Below are 19,812 nucleotides of genomic sequence, written 5' to 3'. Positions count from 1 at the left end.
AAATTCTATGATTTTAATATCTTTACAACTTAAAACATCAAGTTCTTTTGAGAAAAACTTGTATAAATTAGAAAAACACATTGCTAACTCTCCACAAAATTCTTTTATTTTATTTCCAGAACTGTTTCTTACGAGCTATTCTTACGAGCGATTGGAAGATGCTGTAAAAATGACACAAAAAGCAACCGAACTACTTACAATATTTTCTAGACATAAAACGATTGCGATTACAATGATTACTAAACACAATGATCGATATTATAATACTTTGCATATCTTTCATAAAGGAAAAATTGTACATACTCAATCAAAAGCAAAACTATTTGTTCTTGATGATGAAAGAAAATATTTTACAGCAGGTAGAGAAAATGATATAAAAATCATTGACATAGATGGTATAAAAGTTGCCTCTCTTATCTGTTTTGAGTTACGATTTATAGAGCTTTGGAAAAAGGTTCAAGGTGCAGATATCATTCTTGTACCTGCAATGTGGGGAAAAGCTAGAAAAGAAAACTATGAAACACTTACTAGTGCTTTAGCTGTTGCAAATCAGTGCTATGTCGTTGCAAGTAATAGTGCAAATAAAAATATGGCAAAATCAAGTGCTATCATAACACCTTTTGGGAAAGTAACCAAAGATGATCAGAAAAAAAGACTCTCTTTAGAATTTTTACCAAAAGAGATAAAAGTTATGAGAAGATATCTAAATACAGGTATTTAAAAACTATTTTTTTATTTTCTTTTTATCTCAAACTTTTGAGGTCTTACTGTGATATCTGTAATCACACCTTTTGTATTTAATACATCTAAAACAGTTTGAGCTATAGTTTGGGGTAAAAGAAAGGTATTTTCTTTTTTTGATGGTTCAAATTGTAAATCATCAAAAAAATTTGTTTGTGTTAAATCTGGATTTATAGTGGTTACTCCCACACCACTTTTTCGTAACTCTTCAAATAAACTCAATCCAAAATCTCTTAAGCCACTTTTTGTAGCTGTATACAAAGCAGAAAATTTTGAATGTTTTGTCGCTTCTATTGAAGCAATATTTATAATATGACCTTGAGTTTTTTTCAAACTTCTAAGCAATAAATTACTTAAAACTATTGGAGCTGTTAAATTCACATCTATAAGCTCTTTTATTTTTATGATACTTATCTCTTCATGTGGCTGAAAAATACCAACACCTGCACAGTTAACCAATAAGTCAATATCGTTACTTCTTAAAATATCTTTCACCTCTTTTTCAAGTAACACCAAATCATCTAACCTAGATTCTAATTTAACGATTATATAACCATTTTTTTCTAATATCTCAGAAATTGCTTCCCCTATTCCAGAACTATACCCTGTTACAATTGCTTTTTTCATTGAAGTAATAACCTTATTTAAAATATGATGAATCTCTCTATATACTAAGAAGCCATTTTAATATATCAATGGTTAAGAGTTTATTTAGTATAATCGTTTAAAATTATTTATAAAAGGAATTTATTATGGGAATGCCTAGCGGATTTGAATTATTTGCAATAGTAGCAGTTGTTGTATTGTTATTTGGAGGAAAGAAAATACCTGAAATGATGAAAGGTCTTGGTAAAGGTATCAAAGATTTCAAAGGTGCAATAAAAGAAGACGAGCCTACAACTATGGCTACAAATGATAAAAAAATTGAAGATGAAAAAGTAGAAGAAACTAAAAGTTCTACTACTGACACAACAACTAAAGTATAAGAACAAAGAGTTATTTGAAGTGCAAAATACAGTAAAAAAACATATAGAAGAAGTATTAGATAGAGTTGTTGTTCTTGAAAAACCTAAAGATATAACTTTAGGACATTTTGCGACACCAGTTGCTTTTTCATTAGCTAAAGAGTTAAGAAAAAATCCTATGATGATCGCAGAAGATTTAGCAAGTAAGTTTGAAAATAGTACTATTTTTGAAAGTGTTGTTGCTATAAAAGGTTTTGTTAACTTCAAATTATCAAATGATTTTTTAACTTCACAAATCGATACTGCTTTATCTTTGCAAGAAGAGTTTGCAAAAGGTGAAACAAAAAATGAAAAAATTCTTTTAGAGTTCGTAAGTGCAAATCCTACAGGTCCTTTACATATTGGTCATGCTCGTGGTGCAGTATTTGGGGATGCTTTATTTAAAGTTGGAAAGTATTTAGGATATGATGTAACTAGCGAATATTATGTAAATGATGCAGGTGCACAGATGCAACTATTAGCTATATCATTAAATCTTGCTGCAAAAGAGTATATCTTAAAAGAAGAAGTTGAATACCCAGAACAATTTTATAGAGGAGACTATCTGATAGATATCGCACAAAAATGTGTAGAACTCTATGGAAAAGATGTTTTCAATGACCCTTCAAAAGATGAAGAGTTAGCTTTATTTGCTAAAGATGAAGTTCTTAAAATCATCAAAAAAGACATGGCAGATTTAGGTGTTTCTTTTGATAACTATGTAAGTGAAAAATCACTCTATGTAAATTGGGAATCAACAAAAGCTGTTTTAGAATCAAACGGAAGTATCTACAATAAAGATGGAAAAGATTTCATCCGTTCAACGGATCATGGTGATGATTCAGATAGAGTTGTAGTAAGAGAAAATGGTATACCTACATATCTTGCTGGAGATATAATTTATCATAAAGATAAATATGATAGAAAATATGATAGATATATCAATATCTGGGGTGCTGATCATCATGGATATATCAAAAGAGTAAAAGCAGCAATCGAGTTTTTAGGAAATGATTCTTCAAAATTAGAGATTTTACTTTCTCAAATGGTAGCCCTACTTCAAGGTGGACAACCATACAAAATGAGTAAAAGAGCTGGTACTGTTATTTTAATGAGTGATATTGTTGAAGAGATTGGTGCGGATTCTTTACGATTTGTATTTTTAACGAAAAAGAGTGATACTCATTTAGAGTTTGATATTGATTTATTAAAAAATAATGATAGTTCAAATCCTGTATTTTATATTAATTATGCACATGCTAGAATTAATCAGTTATTTAAAAAAGCTGAAGTTACAACTGAAGATGTAAAAAACTCTTCTATTGAAGCTATCAATCAAGATGCAAAAGATTTAGTATATGAAGCTTTACTTTTAAGTACAGTACTTAATGAAGCTTTTGACAAGCGAGATATGCAAAAAATTACAGACTATTTACATGGTCTAAGTGCTATGACACATAAGTTTTATAATGAGCATAGAATTGTAGGATTAGATGAGCAAAACCAATATTTAAAAGTTTTAAGTATGGTTGCTTTATCAATTAGAACAGGTCTAAAAGTTTTAGGAATAAATGCAAAGGAGGTAATGTAACATGGTAAAATGGATCGGTATTGCAATTGTAGTAGTAATCGTAGGTATGATTGCAACTGGAAACATGGGTGGTAGCAGAGATGCTACAAATAACTACGGAAAAGTGATGAGAGGATAAACTCCTTTCATCTTATACTAAACAAGTTTATTCGTTATTTAGAAGCTCATTATTGTAAGTTTCTTCATTAAAAGCTACTAATACTTTATTCTCTTCATTTTTACTATATTCGATAACTGGTCTTTTTAGAAGCATATTTTCTTTGATTAGCCATTCTAATTTTCCAGCTTCATCTAAATTCAATTCTTTTAAACCTAAGTCTTTATATTTTGTTCCTCGATTATTAAATAACAAATTAATATCTACTTTTGATGCGAAATATTTTACTTTTTCTTCACTTAAAGGTTCTGCTCTAAAATCAAAAAATGTATGCTCTAAGTTATTATCTTTACAAAACTTGATAGCTTTTCTCACTGTTGAACAAGTTTTTATTCCATAAATATTTATCATCTTATGAAACCTATTCTATAATTGTAGGTACTATAAAATGATTATCGGCACTTTTAGGTGCATTGTTCATAATTCTATCTCTAAGTCCATCTTCTTTACATGAATTGTCTTCTCGTAATGGTTGACCACCTTCAATTGTAGTAAATGTCGCATCAACATGACTTACATCAATCTCATTAAGATTTTCAACAAAAGTTACAATATCTTCAAGCTCTTTTCCTAGAGCTTCTTTTCTGTCATCTTCGATTGTAAGTGATGATAATTTAGCTAATTTATCTATTGTTGTATTATCAATTGTCATTATTTTTCTCTCTTTTTATAAAAATCATTTTTGAATTGTACCCAATTGTCGTTTAAGATAGCTTCTCTAGCTTCTCTCATAAGATTTAAGTAGTAGTGCAAGTTATGTAATGAAGCCAGTCTAAAATAAGTCATCTCTCCACTTCTATAAAGGTGATTTAAGTAAGCTCTTGAATAGTTTTGACATGTATAACATTCACAAGCTTCATCAATAGGCTTAGGATCTTCTTTAAATTTTGCCCCTCTAATATTTAGTCTTCCAAAAGTAGTAAATAAAGTACCATTTCGAGCATTTCTTGTAGGCATAACACAATCAAACATATCAACACCACGATCAATATTTTCTATTAAATCTTCAGGAGTCCCTACTCCCATTAGGTATCTAGGTTTGTCTTTTGGCATAAATTGTGTAGTCCACTCAACTGTATCGTACATCTCGTTATTTAGCTCACCAACACTTAATCCACCAATAGCAAAACCATCATAATCAGTCAAAGCACACAGTTCAGTAGCAGATTTTTTTCTAAATTCTTTATCTGTTCCACCTTGAATAATAGCAAATATATTTTGACCTACTCCTATCCCTTTTTCTTTTTGAGCCATATGATATTCTATAGCTTCTTTTGCCCATTGTGTTGTTCTTTCGATACTTAGATTGATTCGTTCTTGAGTATTTGGCAAAGCAACTAAATCATCCAAAATCATCATAATATCACTGTTAAAATCATATTGTGCATCAAGTACACTTTTTGGTGTAAAGTAATGTAGACTTCCATCTATATGAGATTTGAAAGTGATACCATTTGGATCTGGTTTACCATTTTTTCCATCTAATTTTCTTAAACTAAATGCTTGAAATCCACCAGAATCGGTCAGAAAGTTATTTGGAAATTTTGAAAAACCATGTAAACCACCCATTTTTTTAATTGTAGGACTACCTGGTCTTAAATACATATGATATGTATTTCCTAGTATTATTTTAGCTCCAAGATTGAGCATATCGTTATGGTCAAGTGCTTTTACACTGGCTTGTGTACCTACTGGCATAAATACAGGAGTTTGTACCTCACCATGGCTCATAGTTAATGTGGTTGCTCTTGCATTTCCACTTGTTGCGTCTAATTTAAATTTCATTTTTAATCTTTTATATTTAATTCTAATTGTAAAGTAAACACTCCATCACTTGATGACTCTTTATTGATTACTTTATTTTTAATTTGGATTTTATCTAATGTTAACTTATGAGATACAAAATAATTTTGCAAGTTAAGTACTCTTTGTTTTGCTAACTTTTGAAGCTCATAATCTTCTACAACTATTGTTTTTTTTATTTTAGATGAAAGTATATCTATAAATTTATCTTTTTCACTATTTATCTGAACTTTTAGAAAATTATCTTTCCCAAATTTTGCTATAAAAATATCTTCAATCTTTTTGATTTTATCTTTTGATTTTACAAGTTGTTCAAATTTTTGTTCTATGATAAATAAACTATCTCTTTTTTTATCATAAGATGGTTCTAAAACAAGAACTAGTTTCTTTTTTTTGTTTAATATTGTTACAAGCTGATCGAGTTTTTGCTTTTGAGGAGCTTGAATATCTGATTTGGCAAACTGAAATTCTATTTCCCCTAATTCCTCTGACTCTATACCAAGAAGTGAGCCTAAAAATTTAAATGGTGCCGATACAATATTGGTAATGATATTTTTAACTGTTTTCCAAATAACTCCACCTAACTGAAACTCAGGATTGTTCATATCTCCAACAATTGGCACATCAAGTTCAATCAATCCATTACTATCTTCTAAAAGTGCTATTGCTAAACCTACTGGTAAATTAAGAGCATCTGTACTATTTACATCATCTCCCAAAGTTAAATCTTTTATTTTCATATTATTTGTACTTTGAAGTTGACCATTTTGAATTTTATAATTTAAATCCAACCAGAGTCTTCCATCTGATATTTTGCGTCCTATAAATTTTCCTGAATATGGTGAATATGAACTAACATCTATGTTTTCAAAACTAACCAAAACCTCAGTTTTTTCTTTAACATCTGAAAAAATTGTTGTTGCTTTTATTTTGGCAGTTCCATACTTTTCAACTACACCTTGAAATATAATATCAGTTTTTTGATTTGAGGAAGAGATATCTTCTAGTGTAGTATTCATATGATGAATATCTGTATCAAAATTTAAAGGAAGAGAATAATCTGAAAATGCAACCTTTCCATTTTTGAACTCTATTTTTTTAATATGATATAAAAAAGAACTTGGACTTGTTTGTTCCTCTTTTTGTTCACCCTCTGTTTCTTCTTTTGAAACTATAAGGTTGTCAAAATTGGTTGTTTTATCTTTTGCTATTTGAAATTTTGTAGAAAAAGTATCTAAAATAATTTCATCTATCATCAAATTGTTATTTGTGTATTTTACTTTATTTAAATTTATATTTTCAAGTTTCAAAAGCTGTTTTTTTGTCTTATCGTGGTACAGATTTATATCTGAAATATCTCCATCAATAAGCACATTTTGAGTAGAATTTGTAATGCTAAAATCAGCGTTTGTATTTATCTTGGTACTTTTGATATCAAGATGAATAAAATCCTTGATATAGTTTTGATATGGCACAATATTAAAGTTTTCAATACTTCCTTTGCCTTCAACACTTAAAGGAGATAGGGCTATATCTGTAGATACTTTTATCAATCCATTCTTTGGTGTATCTATTGATAAGTTCACTTTATTTTCTTGTTCTTTTGTATTTGAAAACTTATTTGATGATAAAGAAAAATTAGTAAAAAGTAAAGGTTCTACAATATTTTTTTCTTTATCTTTAAAACTCAAACTTTTAGTGGTAAGAATCAAATCATCTATTGTATAAGTGGTCAAGTCTGATTGAGTCAAATTTATATTTTTGATTGAATGATGCAGATCTTTCATCTCTATTTCAAATCGCTGATCCAAAAAACTCATTTGTGGAACTTTGAGATTAAAATTATCTATATTTAGGTTAAGAGAATCATCTCTTTGTGATAGTTTGATTTTACTTGAAAGAGTGTTGATGGATAGACTAGAGGAGCTCGATTGCAATTCATCAATAAACTTTATTCTGATATTTGTAAGATCAACAGTATCTAAACTGAAAAGAAATGATGATTTTGTTTCTACTTTTACATTTTTTTCTTTTGGTGTATTTTTTGCGATGTGTGTTAAAATATGATTAAAGTTAAAGGTGTTATCTTTATCTAAGACTAAAGAACTTTTTACATTATCAAGAAGCAAGTTTTTTAATTTTATCTCATTTTGAAGTAAATTTAAAAGCTCAAAATTAAAATTTAGTTTTCCAAAATAAAAAAGTGTTTTTCCTGTTTCATCTTTTAAAAGAAAATTTTTAAGTTGCACTTCAAATGTAAAAGGATTGATATGCACGCTTCCTAAATAAGCATCAGCATTTAACTGTTTTTTAACAATAGAAGTTAAATTGCTTTGTATTAAGTAAGGGATAATCATAAAACCTAAAAAAGAATATAAAAACAATAAAACAATTATTGTTTTTTTTAACAATGGCTGGAAAAATATTTTCATAATTTGCCCCTTTTTATGAATCTCTTACTATGTTTATAGTTGGAAATGGTATAGTGATATTATTTTCCTTGAGTGCTTCAAAAACAGCAAGATTTACTTTATATTGTACTTCATTGTATTGTTGAGTTAATGCCCAATATCGAAGCTCTATATTAATAGATGCATCAGCAAACTCTTTTATACCTACTTGTGCTTTTACCTCTTTTGAGATCTCTTCAAAACCTTCTAAAACCTCTGAAATAATTGTGATTGCTTTTTTAGGATCACTATCGTATTCAATTCCAACACTCATCTCTACAATTGTGTACTCAAAAGAGTTACAAAGTATTTCACCTACAATATGCTTATTAGGAATAGTTATTTGCTCTTTATCTTCTGTTTCTAAAACAGTATAAGCTAATTTTATTATTTTCACAACTCCTGTGTATCCTTGAATTGTGATGGTGTTTCCAACAACAAATGGTCGAGTAGCGATTATAGATACCCCTGCTCCAAAATTTGAAAGTAACCCTTGCAATGCCAATCCCGCTCCCAAAGAAAGAGCACCAATTGCAGCAACAAAAGGGGTAATAGCAATTCCTAACTTTCCTAAGGCAATAATTGCAACTCCTGCAATTATTGTAATTTTGACAGTTAAAGCGATAAATCTTACAAGCGTTTCATCCATATTTTTGTGAAGACAAAATTTTTCAATAAAACCAGCAACTCTCTTAGCAATAAAAAAACCTATAAAAAGTATTATTATTGCGCCTATAATTTGAAAACTATAATTTACAAAAAATTCTATAATAATATTGTAAAACTGTTGCATACTTTCAAGTTCTTTTTCCATAGTAGTTAGTCCCTGTAATTCAAATTTGTTAAAGACTTATTATATCATTAATTAGCTATAATTAAATAAAAATCTAAAGGATAGAAACATATGAAAAAGTTTTTAGTATTTTCAGTATCGATATTATTATCAACACTACTTTTCGCTGAAAATACAAGCCAAAAAGAGATAGAAGAACCAGAACCAACACGACTAGAATCGTATACAAAATTACAAAAAGTTATTGCAGCCGTTGAACTTTTATATGTTGATGATGTAAAGCTAGATAAAATAGTTGATAAAGCAATTAATGGACTATTACATGAGCTTGATGCACACTCCTCAATGCTAAATAAAGAATCATATAAAGAGATGCAGGTTGAAACTAAAGGGGAATTTGGTGGACTTGGAATCGTTATAGGACAAAGAGATGGTGCATTAACTATCATCTCACCTATTGATGATACACCTGCATATAAAGCGGGAGTAAAATCAGGAGATATTATTATAAAAATTGATGATGCTTCTTCTATCAATATGAGCTTATCTGATGCCATTGATATCATGAGAGGGAAACCTGGAACTCTTATAACTATTACTGTTGTAAGAAAAGGGGTTCAAGAGCCAATTGAGATAAATATTGTTCGAGATATTATCAAGATTCAGTCAGTATATGCAAAAACTATAAATGATGATATTTTATATTTAAGAATCTCCTCTTTTATGGATATGAAAGTAGCTTCCGAGCTTAAAAAATATATCAAACAGTATGAAAAAACAACAAAAGGGATTGTTTTAGATTTGAGAAATAATCCAGGGGGTCAGTTAGGTCAAGCGATTGATACTACAAATATATTTGTGGATAAAGGTATTATTGTTTCTCAAAAAGGGAAAGATGATAACGAAAATGAAGAGTTTGAAGCAACTTCATCTACAACGCTAACCGATGTGCCAATGGTTGTATTGGTAAATGGGGGAAGTGCAAGTGCAAGTGAAATTGTATCTGGTGCTTTACAAGATTTGAAAAGAGCTGTTATCATTGGAGAAACAACTTTTGGAAAAGGTTCAGTACAAAGAATTATTCCTATTAATGATGATGGAAGTGAAGCTATCAAACTTACAATTGCGAAGTATTATTTACCAAGTGGAAGAACAATCCAAGCTAAAGGGATAGTACCTGATATCACAGTATTTCCAGGAAAAGTTTTGACACAAGAAAAATCAAGCTTTAAACTCAAAGAATCAAACATGAGAAAACATCTTGAAGGTGAACTAGAAAAAGTAACTGATGATTCTAAAAAAGAAGATAAAGAAGAAACAAAAAATGAAGAAGATAAAACTATCATCACAAAAGAGATGATTATGGAAGACAATCAACTCAAAGCCGGTATCGATATACTTAAATCTTTAACTATAATACAAAACTAAAAAGGGATAAATATGACTATAAATGAAATTTCAAAACTTGGACTTTGGCCAGAATCAAAGAAAACAACAACACAAAAAGGTATCGATGAGTTAGAAAACTTAGGGTATAACTTATTTTATATAGGAAAAAATGCAGATTTATATACATGTCCAGGAGCTGATCAAAAAGTACTTTTAGTAAGAAGTGATAGATGTTCAGTATTTGATATTCCATTAAATTTAGAGATTGATGGTAAGGGTATCTATCAAACAGCTATTTCAAATAATGGTGCTGCATTTGCAAGAGAGATGGGTATAAAAACAGCAATTTTAGATGAAAATGTTGATAGTTCTTTAGAGATTGCACCTAGATGTCAAATGATGGAACTATGTAAACCATTAGAAGCAGAGATCGATGGTGAAGTTGTACAGTTTGAATTTATTTTTAGAAACTATTTAACTGGTTCTTTATATGAAGCATGTCAAAATGGAAATGACCCTTATGGATTAGAGTTATCTTCTGACTTAAACCAATGGCATAAATTCGAAACACCTATTTTCACACCAACTACAAAAGGGGTAAAAGACATCCCTTTAAATTCAGCAAAGGTGAGAGAAGTATTTCCAGAAATTATAACAACTTTAGAAAAGTTATTTAAAGAGTTCACACAATTTGCCCAAGATAGTGGAATTGTGGTTGTTGATACAAAATTTGAAGCATTTGTTGACTCAGATGGGACATGGGTACTTGGTGATGAAATTTTAACACCGGAAAGTTCAAGATTTATTGCAAAAAAAGATTTTGACAATGGTGATTTTATCTCTATGGATAAACAAATATTAAGAGATTTTGGTAAAAAAGACAATTGGAAAGAGAAAGCAAAAGAGCTATCTTCTAAAGAAAAGCTAGAAGTAGTTGTTCCAGATTCTATTAAAAATGGGATCCTTGATGGTTATAAAATAATATTAGAAAGTCTACAACGATAGTTTTTTAAATATACAACTTTAAAGTTGCCTAAATTGTTATAAGGCAACTTTGGCTATAATCGCAAAATAATATATAATACAGAAGGTAAAAGATGAAAGCAATAATCAACATAGGACTTAAAAAAGGTGTATTAGATTCAGCAGGGAAAGCTGCACATCATACATTAGATACAGTAGGATTTAAAGAAGTTGTAAAAGATGTTCGAATAGGAAAACAAATTGTAATGGAACTAAATTGTACTAATGAATCTGAAGCAAGAGAAGAAGCTACAAAAATGTGTGAGCAACTTTTAGCAAATACTGTAATCGAAGATTACGATATACTAATAGAAGCATAATATTATGAAAGTAACAGTTTTACAATTTCCAGGGACTAACTGTGAGTATGATACAAAATATGCATTTGAAAAACTAGGTGCAGATGTTGAAATTATCTGGCATGAAGAAACTACATTACCTGAAAATACTGATTTAGTAGTAGCTCCAGGTGGATTCTCTTATGGTGACTATTTAAGAAGTGGTGCATTAGCTAAATTTGCACCAATTATGAATGCTGTAAAAGAGTATGCTGCTAATGGTGGAAAAGTTTTAGGTATCTGTAATGGTTTTCAAATTTTAGCAGAGTCTGGACTTTTACCTGGTGCTTTAAAACGAAATGACAACCTTCACTTTATATCAAAACATCATCATCTTAAAGTAGTAAATAATGACAATGTATTCCTACAAGAATTAAATATTGGAGATGTGGTAAATATCCCTGTTGCTCATCATGATGGAAACTATTTTATTGACGAAGATGGACTGAAAGAGTTGGAGAAAAATGGACAAATACTTCTACAATACTGTAATAAAAACGGTGAAAATCAAATTTTAAATGGTAGTGTTGAACAAATTGCTGGAGTATGTAACAAAGAAAAAAATGTATTCGGACTTATGCCTCATCCTGAACGAGCAATGGAACTATTACTAGGCTGTGATGATGGAGTAAAAATGCTTCAAGGTTTTTTAAAATAGTTACAAGAAAAGGGGTAGTTTGAAATATATATTAAAAATAATTTTTTATTTTACTTTTACCCTTTCTACTCTATTATCCAATGAAGAGATAGAATCAAAAGAGCTATATTTAGAATATAGCTCTTATCCACAACGAGTTTTTACAGGACAAAAATTTGAAGTAAAACTCAAGGCTCTTATTTTAAAAGAAGAGAATAGTTATGATAAAATTGTTACTACATTTACTCAAGAAAATAATATTGAAAGACTAACACAAGATATAGTATGGAAAAAAAATAAATCAAGCGAATATACAACAACAGTAGCTTATAAAATTTATAAAGATGCTTTCACCTTACCTAAAATAACGCTAGCACTCTCTAAAAATGAAGATATAATCGACTTTATATCAATTGATTCACCAGAAATAAAATATGAACAAATTGCTGTAAATCAGAAGTTATTTTCCAATGTTATTGCAAAAAAACTAGAAGTGTTGACTGTTAAAACAAAACAATATACAAATAATATTTTACATACAACTATAAATATTAAAGGAACAAGTAGTAACTTGGAAGATTTTAAACTCAATGAATATCAAGATTCGGATCAAGCTATTAATAGTCTTACTGATTTTCATCCTATTCAAAATCTTTATTATTATGTAATGATACCTATTCACACTAAAAGTATTAAATTTAACTACTACAATACAGTTACAAAAGATTTTGTGATGATTACGATTCCAATTATTTTAGATGAGGAATTAGTGAGTACACAAACAGAACTAAACCCTTACAATAGTAGCATCTTGATCTACAAACAAGTAGCAAGTGGTATATTACTTCTTATCAGTATATTATTATTTCTGTTTACACGAAATAATCTCTATCTTATCTTTGTTACATTATTTATAATTATTATGGCATATTTGTTTATTCCAAATAAAAAAATACTCATAGGTAAAGGTATATATGTGTATATATTACCAACAAATAACTCAACAATTTTCAAAAGATTAGAGAAAAAGAATATTGTCGAGATAGTAAATGAAAAAGATGGATTTGTAAAAATTTTATTTGACAATGAAAGTATAGGATGGATAAAGAAAAATGATATTAGGTAAAATACGAGCGATCTTCACAATAATACAAATAGCTATAACTATTACAGTTCTTATTATCTTAATGTATTTATTTAGAAGTAACACGAAACCAATTAGACAAAAATGGGCTGCTTTGCAGATGAAACTTTTAGGTATATCACTTCAAATAGAGGGAAAAGAAGATCCAAATGCACAGATGCAAGTGATGAACCATCAGTCTGTTCTTGATATTATTCTTTTTGAGTATTTACATTCAAAGGATCTTGCGTGGATCTCAAAAATAGAGATTGCTAAAATCCCATGGTTTGGGCATATTGTAAAAGCTCCAAGAATGATTTTGGTTGAAAGAGAAAGTAAAAAAAGTCTTATCAAATTATTAAAAGACTCTAAAGAACGACTAAGTCATCAAAGACCTTTAGCCATTTTTCCAGAGGGAACTCGATCAGATGGCTTACGACTAACAAAATTCAAAGCTGGCACAAGAATTATTGCAGAAAAATTTGACCTAGTAGTACAGCCTGTACTTATAATAGGAACAAGAAAAATACTTGATTCTCAGAATTTAAAACAACAAGGTGGAATTGTTAAAGTGATATATCTTCCTAGTATCAAAGCTGAAAAAAATAGTTCATGGTATAAAGATATGGAAGAGACTATGAAAAAAAGATTAGAGCAAGAACTAAGTAATAATGCTGTTTAATATAGCAAATGTTATTGCAGTAGGCTTGGGTGGATTTTTAGGAGCTGTTTTAAGATTTTATATAAATACAGAGATAGTCAAACACTTTCCCTCCCAAATACCCTATGCTACACTTAGTGTAAATGTCATAGGAAGTTTTTTTATCGGTATCTTGATTACTTTATTTATAAACTATAGTCCAAATGAAACAATAAAAGCCTTTTTAGTTACAGGTTTTTTAGGTGCATTAACAACTTATTCTACTTTTGCTATTGAAAGTTATATACTATTAAATAGCCATTTTTGGTATGGGATACTCAATATATTTTTAAATGTTTTTGGTACTATTGTTGCAGCGGGAATAGGATATAAAATCATCACCTATTTGATAAGGTGATTGAAAATATTATTTTTTAGAATCTTCTAAAGGGAAAGTAGACAAAAATTGCTCCAGTGAATAGATATCTCTGTGTGATTGTGTCATAATATGAATTAAGATATCACCTAAATCTACTATTGTCCAGTCTCCATCCTCTTCAGTTCTTACAAACTCTTCTTCTGGTTTTAAATCATCTTTTAAATGGCCTAATAATGCAATTGAATGCTTTGTATTTAATGCTGTAGCTATAATTACTTGATTTGTAATATAACCTTTATTTGTCAGATCAAAAACTTCAATATCTTCAGCTTTATGAAAATCTAGTATATTTACAATTTTTTTAATTCTTTGTTCCATATGTCAGTTACCTTTTTTTGTATTTTTTTCGGAATATATTTTATATCTAATTTATCTCTTAATGAGGATGAGCTTATATTTATATTCATATTTATTGTTTTAAACTGTATTATATCATTTTTTACTTCATAACCATCTCTGTTAACTACTATAAACTCAACAAGTTTATTAAGTTTTTCAAAATTATCCCACAGATGAAGAGTTCTTAAATTATCAGATCCAATTACGAGATATATTTTTTTAGGATTATAAAGAGATTTGAAATGTTCAACCGTAATAATAGAAGGTGTTGATTCATTTCTATTTATTTCAAAATCTGATATAAGAATATTTTTATTTTTTCGATACATATGATCTAAAATCTTAAACCTATCTTCTGGATCTATCAAGTATTTTTTTTTAAAAGGGTTTAAATATGTAGGCACTACGATAAGTTTATTTATATACGAAAGATGAGAAAGCTTATTTATAATCATCTCATGCCCGATATGGACAGGATCAAAACTACCACCAAAAATTGCTATGTTCAAATAAAACCTTAATATATTGTTACTATAATTGTATTTTAACTATAATACCCTTAAGATAAAAAATAAGAAAGAGATGAGATGATACTTTGTGATATAGGAAATACAACATACCACTTTAAAACAAAAAACAAAACCTTTAAGATAGGAGTAAAAGAGTCTTTATCAACTCTTCCCAATTATAAAGATGAGATATACTTTATTAGTGTTAACAAAAATGCAAGTAAAAAATTTTTGAAAAAGTTTCCAAAAGCAATTAATCTAAAATCTATGATTAACTTTGATACAGCCTATGAAGGGATGGGTATCGATAGACAAGTAGTTTGTACTTCTATAACTGATGGTATAATCGTTGATTTAGGTAGTGCTATTACTGTTGATATTATGAAAAAAGGGAAACATAAAGGGGGATTTATTATCCCTGGTATAGAAGCTTACAAGTCAATTTATCCGAATATTTCTAAAAAGCTATCATTTGACTTTGAAAAAAATACAAATTTAGATAAAATTCCATTAACAACAAATGATGCAATTAATTATGCAATATTTAGTGCTATTATTTTACCTATAGTAAAAGAGTATAAAAAATATAAAACTAAAATATATTTTACTGGTGGGGATAAAGATTTATTAAAAGATTATTTTGTAAATATTCCAGCAAAATATAAAAAAAATATGATATTTAGTAGTATGAAAAAAATAATACGCACAGAAAATAAAAAAAAGGGAAATTAGATGTTAACAATAGCCCTACCAAAAGGTAGAATAGCGGAACAAACATTAGAAAAATTTGAAAAAGTATTTAATGAAAAGTTTGTATTTGAAGATCGTAAACTTATATTAAAAAAAGCAGGTTTTACATTTTTAAATGTGCGAAATCAAGATGTACCAACTTATGTTATGCATGGAGCTGCTGATTTAGGTGTAGTTGGGCTTGATGTACTAGAAGAGAAAGAGTATGACCTCATTAAATTACTAGACTTAAAAATAGGTCAATGTAAAGTAGCAATAGGTTTAAAAGCTGGTGACACAATAGATTGGTCAAAATCAGAAATTACTGTTGCTACAAAACATACTACAATAGCTAAAAAGTTTTTTGAAAGCAAAGCGATGGCTGTAAATATTGTAAAACTTTATGGTTCAATTGAACTAGCGCCTTTAGTTGGTCTTTCTGATTGTATTGTGGATATTGTTGAAACAGGTGAAACAATGAAACAAAATGGTCTAGAAGTTGGAGATACAATTATGCAGTCAAGTGTATTTTTGATTTCAAATAAAAACTCTTACTATAATAAAAAATCACAAATCTTAGATTTAAGAGAACAGCTTGCAAGCACTTGATTTATATGCAACTATAGAAGAGTATCTTGATTTTGAAGATGAAGTACATCATCTTTATAAAACAATCGGACATACAGTTCTTTCGAAAGAGCCTAAAACCCTTATCGATATAGGGTGTGGGCAAGGTGAATTTTGCCATATAATGGAACTCAATGGTATCAAATCATTTGGGGTAGATCTAAGTGCAAAACAAATAGAGATAGCTGTATCAAAAGGTACAGATGCAAAATGCATTGATATAAAAGATATAAAAGAGACATATGACTGTGCTACTGCTACATTCGATGTGATTAATTATATTCCACAGAATACAATTAAGGAGTTTTTAGAATCATGTTATCAAGTTGTAAATAAAGAGGGTTACTTTATCTTTGATATCAATAGTTTATATGGTTTTGAAAATGTTGCACAAGGTACTTTAAATATAGATTTAAAGGATAAATTTATCGCAATTGATGCTAACTTTAAAGAGAATATTTTATATACTGATATAACACTTTTTACTCAAGAAGATAAAGAGAAAAGCTTTAAAAAAGATTCAGGAACTATAGAGCAGTTTTGCTATAAAAAGGATGAGTTGTCATCATTATTACAAACTATAGGTTTTGAAGTAGAAAATATAATTAATTTCAATCTCCACACAGATGAAGAGTTTGATAAATACATATTTGTATGTAAAAAAGGATAATAAATGATATTTAATATAGTAGAAGATATAAATTATAGAGACATGCTAGAAAGTCAAATATTTGAAGTAATAGAGTACTTAATCAATAAAGATGAAGAGTTCTCAATCACAGCAAATATCAATGGTGTAACTTTTGAACCAGAGATGCCTGAATCAATTAGTAAAAACTTTTCACATTTTACTCTATTTACTTTATCAAACTACACATACGAATCAATAATCTTAACAGAAAAAACAATCACATTTGAAGCAGGTTTTGGAAGTGAAAATTTTGGTTCACATGTTACAATTCCACTCTATGCAATTTTTCAAATAGTTATTGATGAGTCTATTTTGTTCTTAAATCCAACAGCAACAGTAGAAAAATATTTTCAAGAAAAAGAGCTTGAAGAAAATCATACGCAACGATCGATGAATGCATTTACGATGAATAAGAAAAACAAAGATCTCTTAAGTTAAAGATTAACTACTTAAAAGGTCTTTTAAACTCTCTTGAGGGTTTTTCCCCTCTAAAATCAATTTGACTTCATTTGCAATTGGTGTATATATATTGTTTTCTACAGAAAGTTTAAAGATCGCTCGGGATGTCATAACACCTTCAGCGACTTCACCTAACTCTTCAAGTATATCTTCTAATGATTTATTTGAAGCTAATCCTAGCCCTACTCTAAAATTTCTACTTAGCGTACTAGAAGCTGTTAAAAAAAGATCTCCAGCACCACTAAGTCCTATAAATGTATCTTTATTTGCCCCATAATACTGTCCAAATCTATCCATCTCTACAAGTCCACGAGATATAAGACTTGCTTGTGCATTTTGCCCTAAGTTTAAACCTTTACATATTCCACTAGCAATTGCTAAAACATTTTTATATGCACCAGATATTTCAGCTCCTATAACATCATTGCTATAATATGTTTTAATAAAATTTGGAAAAAAACTATAAAATTGATCATAAAAACTTTTTGAACTAGAGTTAAGAACTAAAGCTGTTGGTAGCCCTTTTATAACTTCACTTGCAAATGAAGGACCAGAAATAAATCCTAGGTTTTTTTGAGGAACAAACTCTTCATAGATATCTTGTAAAAAAGCACCTGTATTAGCTTCTATCCCTTTTGCTGCTACAAGTACTTTTTGTCCATTGTATTTAAAGTTTTGAGTTAACCACTCTCTTATGCTTTGAGATGGTATAGCTATGACTAAATACTCACATAAAAGAGCCTCTTCTAAAGATACAAAATTTTCAATATCTTTTTTTGTTCTACTAGTGATAAAACATTTTTGCTTTTCTGAAGAAGCTGTGCTTTGGTTTAAAGCATAGTGTAACGCCTGTCCCCATTTTCCAGCACCTATAACACAAATAGAACTCATTTTATACCCTTTACGCTAATCTTTCTTTTAAAAGTTTGTTGATTATTTGTGGGTTTCCAGCACCTTTTAATGCTTTCATAGCTTGACCTACAAAGAAACCAAACATTTTTTCTTTACCAGCTTTATATTGTTCTACTTTATCTTGATTTGTATTTAAAATTTCATCAATGATTACCAAAATAGCCCCATCATCACTTACTTGTTTAAGTCCAAGTTTTTCGATAACCTCTTCTACGCTAGCATCATTTTCCATCAAATAATCAAGTACCTCTTTACCAGCTTTACCTGAAATATCACCAGACTCAATTGATTTAATAAGAGATGCTAGTTTTTGTGGACTAACTGGAGAATTACTTATATTCATTCCATCAGATAATCTACCTTGTAATTCTACATTTAACCATGTAGTAGCCATTTTTCCACTAATATCACAAGCCATCATATCTTCAAAATATTGTGCTGTTTCTTTTGTACTACAAATGATACCTGCATCATGTGCTTTAACACCAAAATCAGTCACAAATCTATTTTTTTTAGCATCTGGAAGTTCAGGAATCTCTGAATACTTTTCGATCATCTCATCTGTAATAATTAGAGGTAATAGATCTGGGTCTGGAAAATATCTGTAATCCGCAGCATCTTCCTTTCCTCTCATACTTCTTGTTTCGCCAACATTTACATCAAAAAGTCTTGTTTCTTGAACAACCTCTTGTTCATAAATACCATCTTCCCAAGCTTCTCTTTGTCTTTGCACTTCATAAGCTATAGCTTTTTCAATATTTTTGAAACTATTCATATTTTTGATTTCACATCTTGTATAAAGTTTCTCATCACCTTTTGGTCGAATAGAGATATTTACATCACATCTAAAACTTCCCTCTTCCATATTTGCATTTGAAATATCGATGTATCTTACAATAGAGTGTAATTTTTTAAGATATAAAAGTACCTCTTCTGCACTTCTCATATCAGGTTCAGATACGATCTCAAGTAAAGGTGTTCCTGCTCTATTTAAGTCAACTTTAGAATGATCTCCAGCATGAGAACTTTTTCCAGCATCATTTTCTAAGTGTGCTCGTGTTACTCCAATAGTTTTACTTGTTCCATCTTCAAAATCTATAACAATCTCTCCAAGACCTACAACAGGAACTTCGAACTGAGATATTTGGTATCCTGATGGTAAATCTGGATAAAAATAGTTCTTTCTATTAAAAATAGATTTTTTATTTATTTTTGCATTGAGTGCTGTTCCTAACTGAATAGATTTATGTACAGCTTCTTTATTTAAAACAGGAAGAGCTCCTGGTAGTCCTAAACATGTAGGACATACATTTGTATTTGCCACTTCACCAAAACTTGTAGCACAATTACACCATAATTTACTATCTGTGTTTAACTGAACATGAACCTCTAAACCTATGATTGTTTCAAACATCTAT

24 protein-coding genes are annotated in these 19,812 nt (G+C 29.2%); 14 read left to right on the top strand and 10 right to left on the bottom strand.

The features are described 5' to 3' along the window. Nucleotides 1–7 precede the first annotated feature (7 nt). Nucleotides 8–721 (top strand): carbon-nitrogen hydrolase family protein, encoded by a 714-nt coding sequence (locus tag ACMCMH_RS05915; protein WP_412727923.1) that lies wholly within the window; start codon nucleotides 8–10, stop codon nucleotides 719–721. 11 nt (nucleotides 722–732) lie between these two features. Here ACMCMH_RS05915 and ACMCMH_RS05910 read toward each other — a convergent pair whose 3' ends face one another. Further along, on the bottom strand, nucleotides 733–1,368 hold the full coding sequence (locus ACMCMH_RS05910) for an SDR family oxidoreductase (RefSeq protein ID WP_412727922.1): 636 nt from the start codon (nucleotides 1,366–1,368) through the stop codon (nucleotides 733–735). A gap of 125 nt (nucleotides 1,369–1,493) precedes the next feature. Here ACMCMH_RS05910 and tatA point away from each other — a divergent pair, with 125 nt between their 5' ends. Together tatA and argS are read left to right on the top strand one after the other, a co-directional pair. After that, nucleotides 1,494–1,727 (top strand): twin-arginine translocase TatA/TatE family subunit, encoded by a 234-nt coding sequence (gene tatA, locus ACMCMH_RS05905; protein WP_412727921.1) that lies wholly within the window; start codon nucleotides 1,494–1,496, stop codon nucleotides 1,725–1,727. Between the two features lie 19 nt (nucleotides 1,728–1,746). Then, nucleotides 1,747–3,336 carry an arginine--tRNA ligase gene (gene argS, locus ACMCMH_RS05900; RefSeq protein WP_412727920.1) on the top strand — a complete coding sequence of 530 codons (1,590 nt, stop codon included), beginning with the start codon at nucleotides 1,747–1,749 and terminating at the stop codon, nucleotides 3,334–3,336. 145 nt (nucleotides 3,337–3,481) lie between these two features. On the opposite strand, the gene ACMCMH_RS05895 is transcribed toward argS, so the two are convergent. From ACMCMH_RS05895 to ACMCMH_RS05875, 5 genes are read right to left on the bottom strand one after another with little or no spacing between them, the layout of a single operon-like run. Continuing rightward, entirely contained in the window at nucleotides 3,482–3,844 is a 363-nt protein-coding gene (locus tag ACMCMH_RS05895; RefSeq protein WP_412727919.1) for an arsenate reductase family protein, read from the bottom strand. 10 nt (nucleotides 3,845–3,854) lie between these two features. Then, nucleotides 3,855–4,145 carry an Asp-tRNA(Asn)/Glu-tRNA(Gln) amidotransferase subunit GatC gene (gatC, locus tag ACMCMH_RS05890; protein WP_412727918.1) on the bottom strand — a complete coding sequence of 97 codons (291 nt, stop codon included), beginning with the start codon at nucleotides 4,143–4,145 and terminating at the stop codon, nucleotides 3,855–3,857. Beyond that, on the bottom strand, nucleotides 4,145–5,278 hold the full coding sequence (gene tgt / locus ACMCMH_RS05885; RefSeq protein WP_412727917.1) for a tRNA guanosine(34) transglycosylase Tgt: 1,134 nt from the start codon (nucleotides 5,276–5,278) through the stop codon (nucleotides 4,145–4,147). The genes gatC and tgt overlap by 1 nt, the downstream gene beginning before the upstream one ends. 2 nt (nucleotides 5,279–5,280) lie before the next feature. Further along, on the bottom strand, nucleotides 5,281–7,728 hold the full coding sequence (locus ACMCMH_RS05880; RefSeq protein ID WP_412727916.1) for a DUF748 domain-containing protein: 2,448 nt from the start codon (nucleotides 7,726–7,728) through the stop codon (nucleotides 5,281–5,283). A 13-nt stretch (nucleotides 7,729–7,741) separates the two neighbouring features. Beyond that, nucleotides 7,742–8,560: a mechanosensitive ion channel family protein gene (locus ACMCMH_RS05875; RefSeq protein WP_412727915.1), complete on the bottom strand. Its 819-nt coding sequence runs from the start codon at nucleotides 8,558–8,560 to the stop codon at nucleotides 7,742–7,744. A 90-nt stretch (nucleotides 8,561–8,650) separates the two neighbouring features. Here ACMCMH_RS05875 and ACMCMH_RS05870 point away from each other — a divergent pair, with 90 nt between their 5' ends. The 7 genes from ACMCMH_RS05870 to crcB all read left to right on the top strand — a co-directional run bounded on the left by ACMCMH_RS05870 (nucleotide 8,651) and on the right by crcB (nucleotide 14,107). Then, nucleotides 8,651–9,967, top strand: a complete 1,317-nt coding sequence (locus ACMCMH_RS05870; RefSeq protein WP_412727914.1) for a S41 family peptidase — start codon at nucleotides 8,651–8,653, stop codon at nucleotides 9,965–9,967. Nucleotides 9,968–9,979: 12 nt separating this feature from the next. Continuing rightward, a complete protein-coding gene (locus ACMCMH_RS05865) occupies nucleotides 9,980–10,933 on the top strand; it encodes a phosphoribosylaminoimidazolesuccinocarboxamide synthase (protein WP_412727913.1) in 954 nt (317 codons plus the stop codon). 92 nt (nucleotides 10,934–11,025) lie between these two features. Further along, nucleotides 11,026–11,271 carry a phosphoribosylformylglycinamidine synthase subunit PurS gene (gene purS, locus ACMCMH_RS05860; RefSeq protein ID WP_412727912.1) on the top strand — a complete coding sequence of 82 codons (246 nt, stop codon included), beginning with the start codon at nucleotides 11,026–11,028 and terminating at the stop codon, nucleotides 11,269–11,271. A 4-nt stretch (nucleotides 11,272–11,275) separates the two neighbouring features. Beyond that, nucleotides 11,276–11,947, top strand: coding sequence for a phosphoribosylformylglycinamidine synthase subunit PurQ (purQ, locus tag ACMCMH_RS05855; RefSeq protein WP_412727911.1), 672 nt, complete (start codon nucleotides 11,276–11,278; stop codon nucleotides 11,945–11,947). Nucleotides 11,948–11,966: 19 nt separating this feature from the next. Beyond that, nucleotides 11,967–13,052 (top strand): hypothetical protein, encoded by a 1,086-nt coding sequence (locus tag ACMCMH_RS05850; RefSeq protein ID WP_412727910.1) that lies wholly within the window; start codon nucleotides 11,967–11,969, stop codon nucleotides 13,050–13,052. After that, nucleotides 13,039–13,731: a lysophospholipid acyltransferase family protein gene (locus ACMCMH_RS05845; RefSeq protein WP_412727909.1), complete on the top strand. Its 693-nt coding sequence runs from the start codon at nucleotides 13,039–13,041 to the stop codon at nucleotides 13,729–13,731. Before ACMCMH_RS05850 ends, ACMCMH_RS05845 begins: the two co-directional genes overlap by 14 nt. After that, nucleotides 13,721–14,107, top strand: coding sequence for a fluoride efflux transporter CrcB (gene crcB / locus ACMCMH_RS05840; RefSeq protein ID WP_412727908.1), 387 nt, complete (start codon nucleotides 13,721–13,723; stop codon nucleotides 14,105–14,107). Before ACMCMH_RS05845 ends, crcB begins: the two co-directional genes overlap by 11 nt. Before the next feature lie 9 nt (nucleotides 14,108–14,116). Here crcB and rsfS read toward each other — a convergent pair whose 3' ends face one another. Together rsfS and nadD are read right to left on the bottom strand one after the other, a co-directional pair. After that, nucleotides 14,117–14,446 (bottom strand): ribosome silencing factor, encoded by a 330-nt coding sequence (gene rsfS, locus ACMCMH_RS05835; RefSeq protein WP_412727907.1) that lies wholly within the window; start codon nucleotides 14,444–14,446, stop codon nucleotides 14,117–14,119. Next, nucleotides 14,419–14,976, bottom strand: coding sequence for a nicotinate (nicotinamide) nucleotide adenylyltransferase (nadD, locus tag ACMCMH_RS05830; RefSeq protein WP_412727906.1), 558 nt, complete (start codon nucleotides 14,974–14,976; stop codon nucleotides 14,419–14,421). Before nadD ends, rsfS begins: the two co-directional genes overlap by 28 nt. Nucleotides 14,977–15,054: 78 nt before the next feature. Between nadD and ACMCMH_RS05825 the strand changes: the two genes are divergently transcribed. From ACMCMH_RS05825 to ACMCMH_RS05810, 4 genes are read left to right on the top strand one after another with little or no spacing between them, the layout of a single operon-like run. Beyond that, nucleotides 15,055–15,708, top strand: a complete 654-nt coding sequence (locus tag ACMCMH_RS05825; protein ID WP_412727905.1) for a type III pantothenate kinase — start codon at nucleotides 15,055–15,057, stop codon at nucleotides 15,706–15,708. Beyond that, the gene (hisG, locus tag ACMCMH_RS05820) at nucleotides 15,709–16,314 is read left to right on the top strand and encodes an ATP phosphoribosyltransferase (RefSeq protein WP_412727904.1); all 606 of its coding nucleotides are present in this window, start codon (nucleotides 15,709–15,711) and stop codon (nucleotides 16,312–16,314) included. Next, nucleotides 16,301–17,002: a class I SAM-dependent methyltransferase gene (locus tag ACMCMH_RS05815; protein ID WP_412727903.1), complete on the top strand. Its 702-nt coding sequence runs from the start codon at nucleotides 16,301–16,303 to the stop codon at nucleotides 17,000–17,002. The genes hisG and ACMCMH_RS05815 overlap by 14 nt, the downstream gene beginning before the upstream one ends. Before the next feature lie 3 nt (nucleotides 17,003–17,005). Continuing rightward, entirely contained in the window at nucleotides 17,006–17,461 is a 456-nt protein-coding gene (locus tag ACMCMH_RS05810) for a hypothetical protein (RefSeq protein ID WP_412727902.1), read from the top strand. A 3-nt stretch (nucleotides 17,462–17,464) separates the two neighbouring features. On the opposite strand, the gene ACMCMH_RS05805 is transcribed toward ACMCMH_RS05810, so the two are convergent. Further along, nucleotides 17,465–18,373 (bottom strand): NAD(P)H-dependent glycerol-3-phosphate dehydrogenase, encoded by a 909-nt coding sequence (locus ACMCMH_RS05805; RefSeq protein ID WP_412727901.1) that lies wholly within the window; start codon nucleotides 18,371–18,373, stop codon nucleotides 17,465–17,467. A gap of 10 nt (nucleotides 18,374–18,383) precedes the next feature. After that, on the bottom strand, nucleotides 18,384–19,808 hold the full coding sequence (gene gatB, locus ACMCMH_RS05800; protein ID WP_412727900.1) for an Asp-tRNA(Asn)/Glu-tRNA(Gln) amidotransferase subunit GatB: 1,425 nt from the start codon (nucleotides 19,806–19,808) through the stop codon (nucleotides 18,384–18,386). Between the last annotated feature and the right edge of the window lie 4 nt (nucleotides 19,809–19,812).

The organism is Arcobacter sp. 15-2 (assembly GCF_047159865.1).
In the GTDB taxonomy this organism is placed as follows: domain Bacteria; phylum Campylobacterota; class Campylobacteria; order Campylobacterales; family Arcobacteraceae; genus JAIOSF01.
Note: the sequence above shows the minus strand (reverse complement) of the source record. Positions and strands in the feature narration are given on the sequence as shown.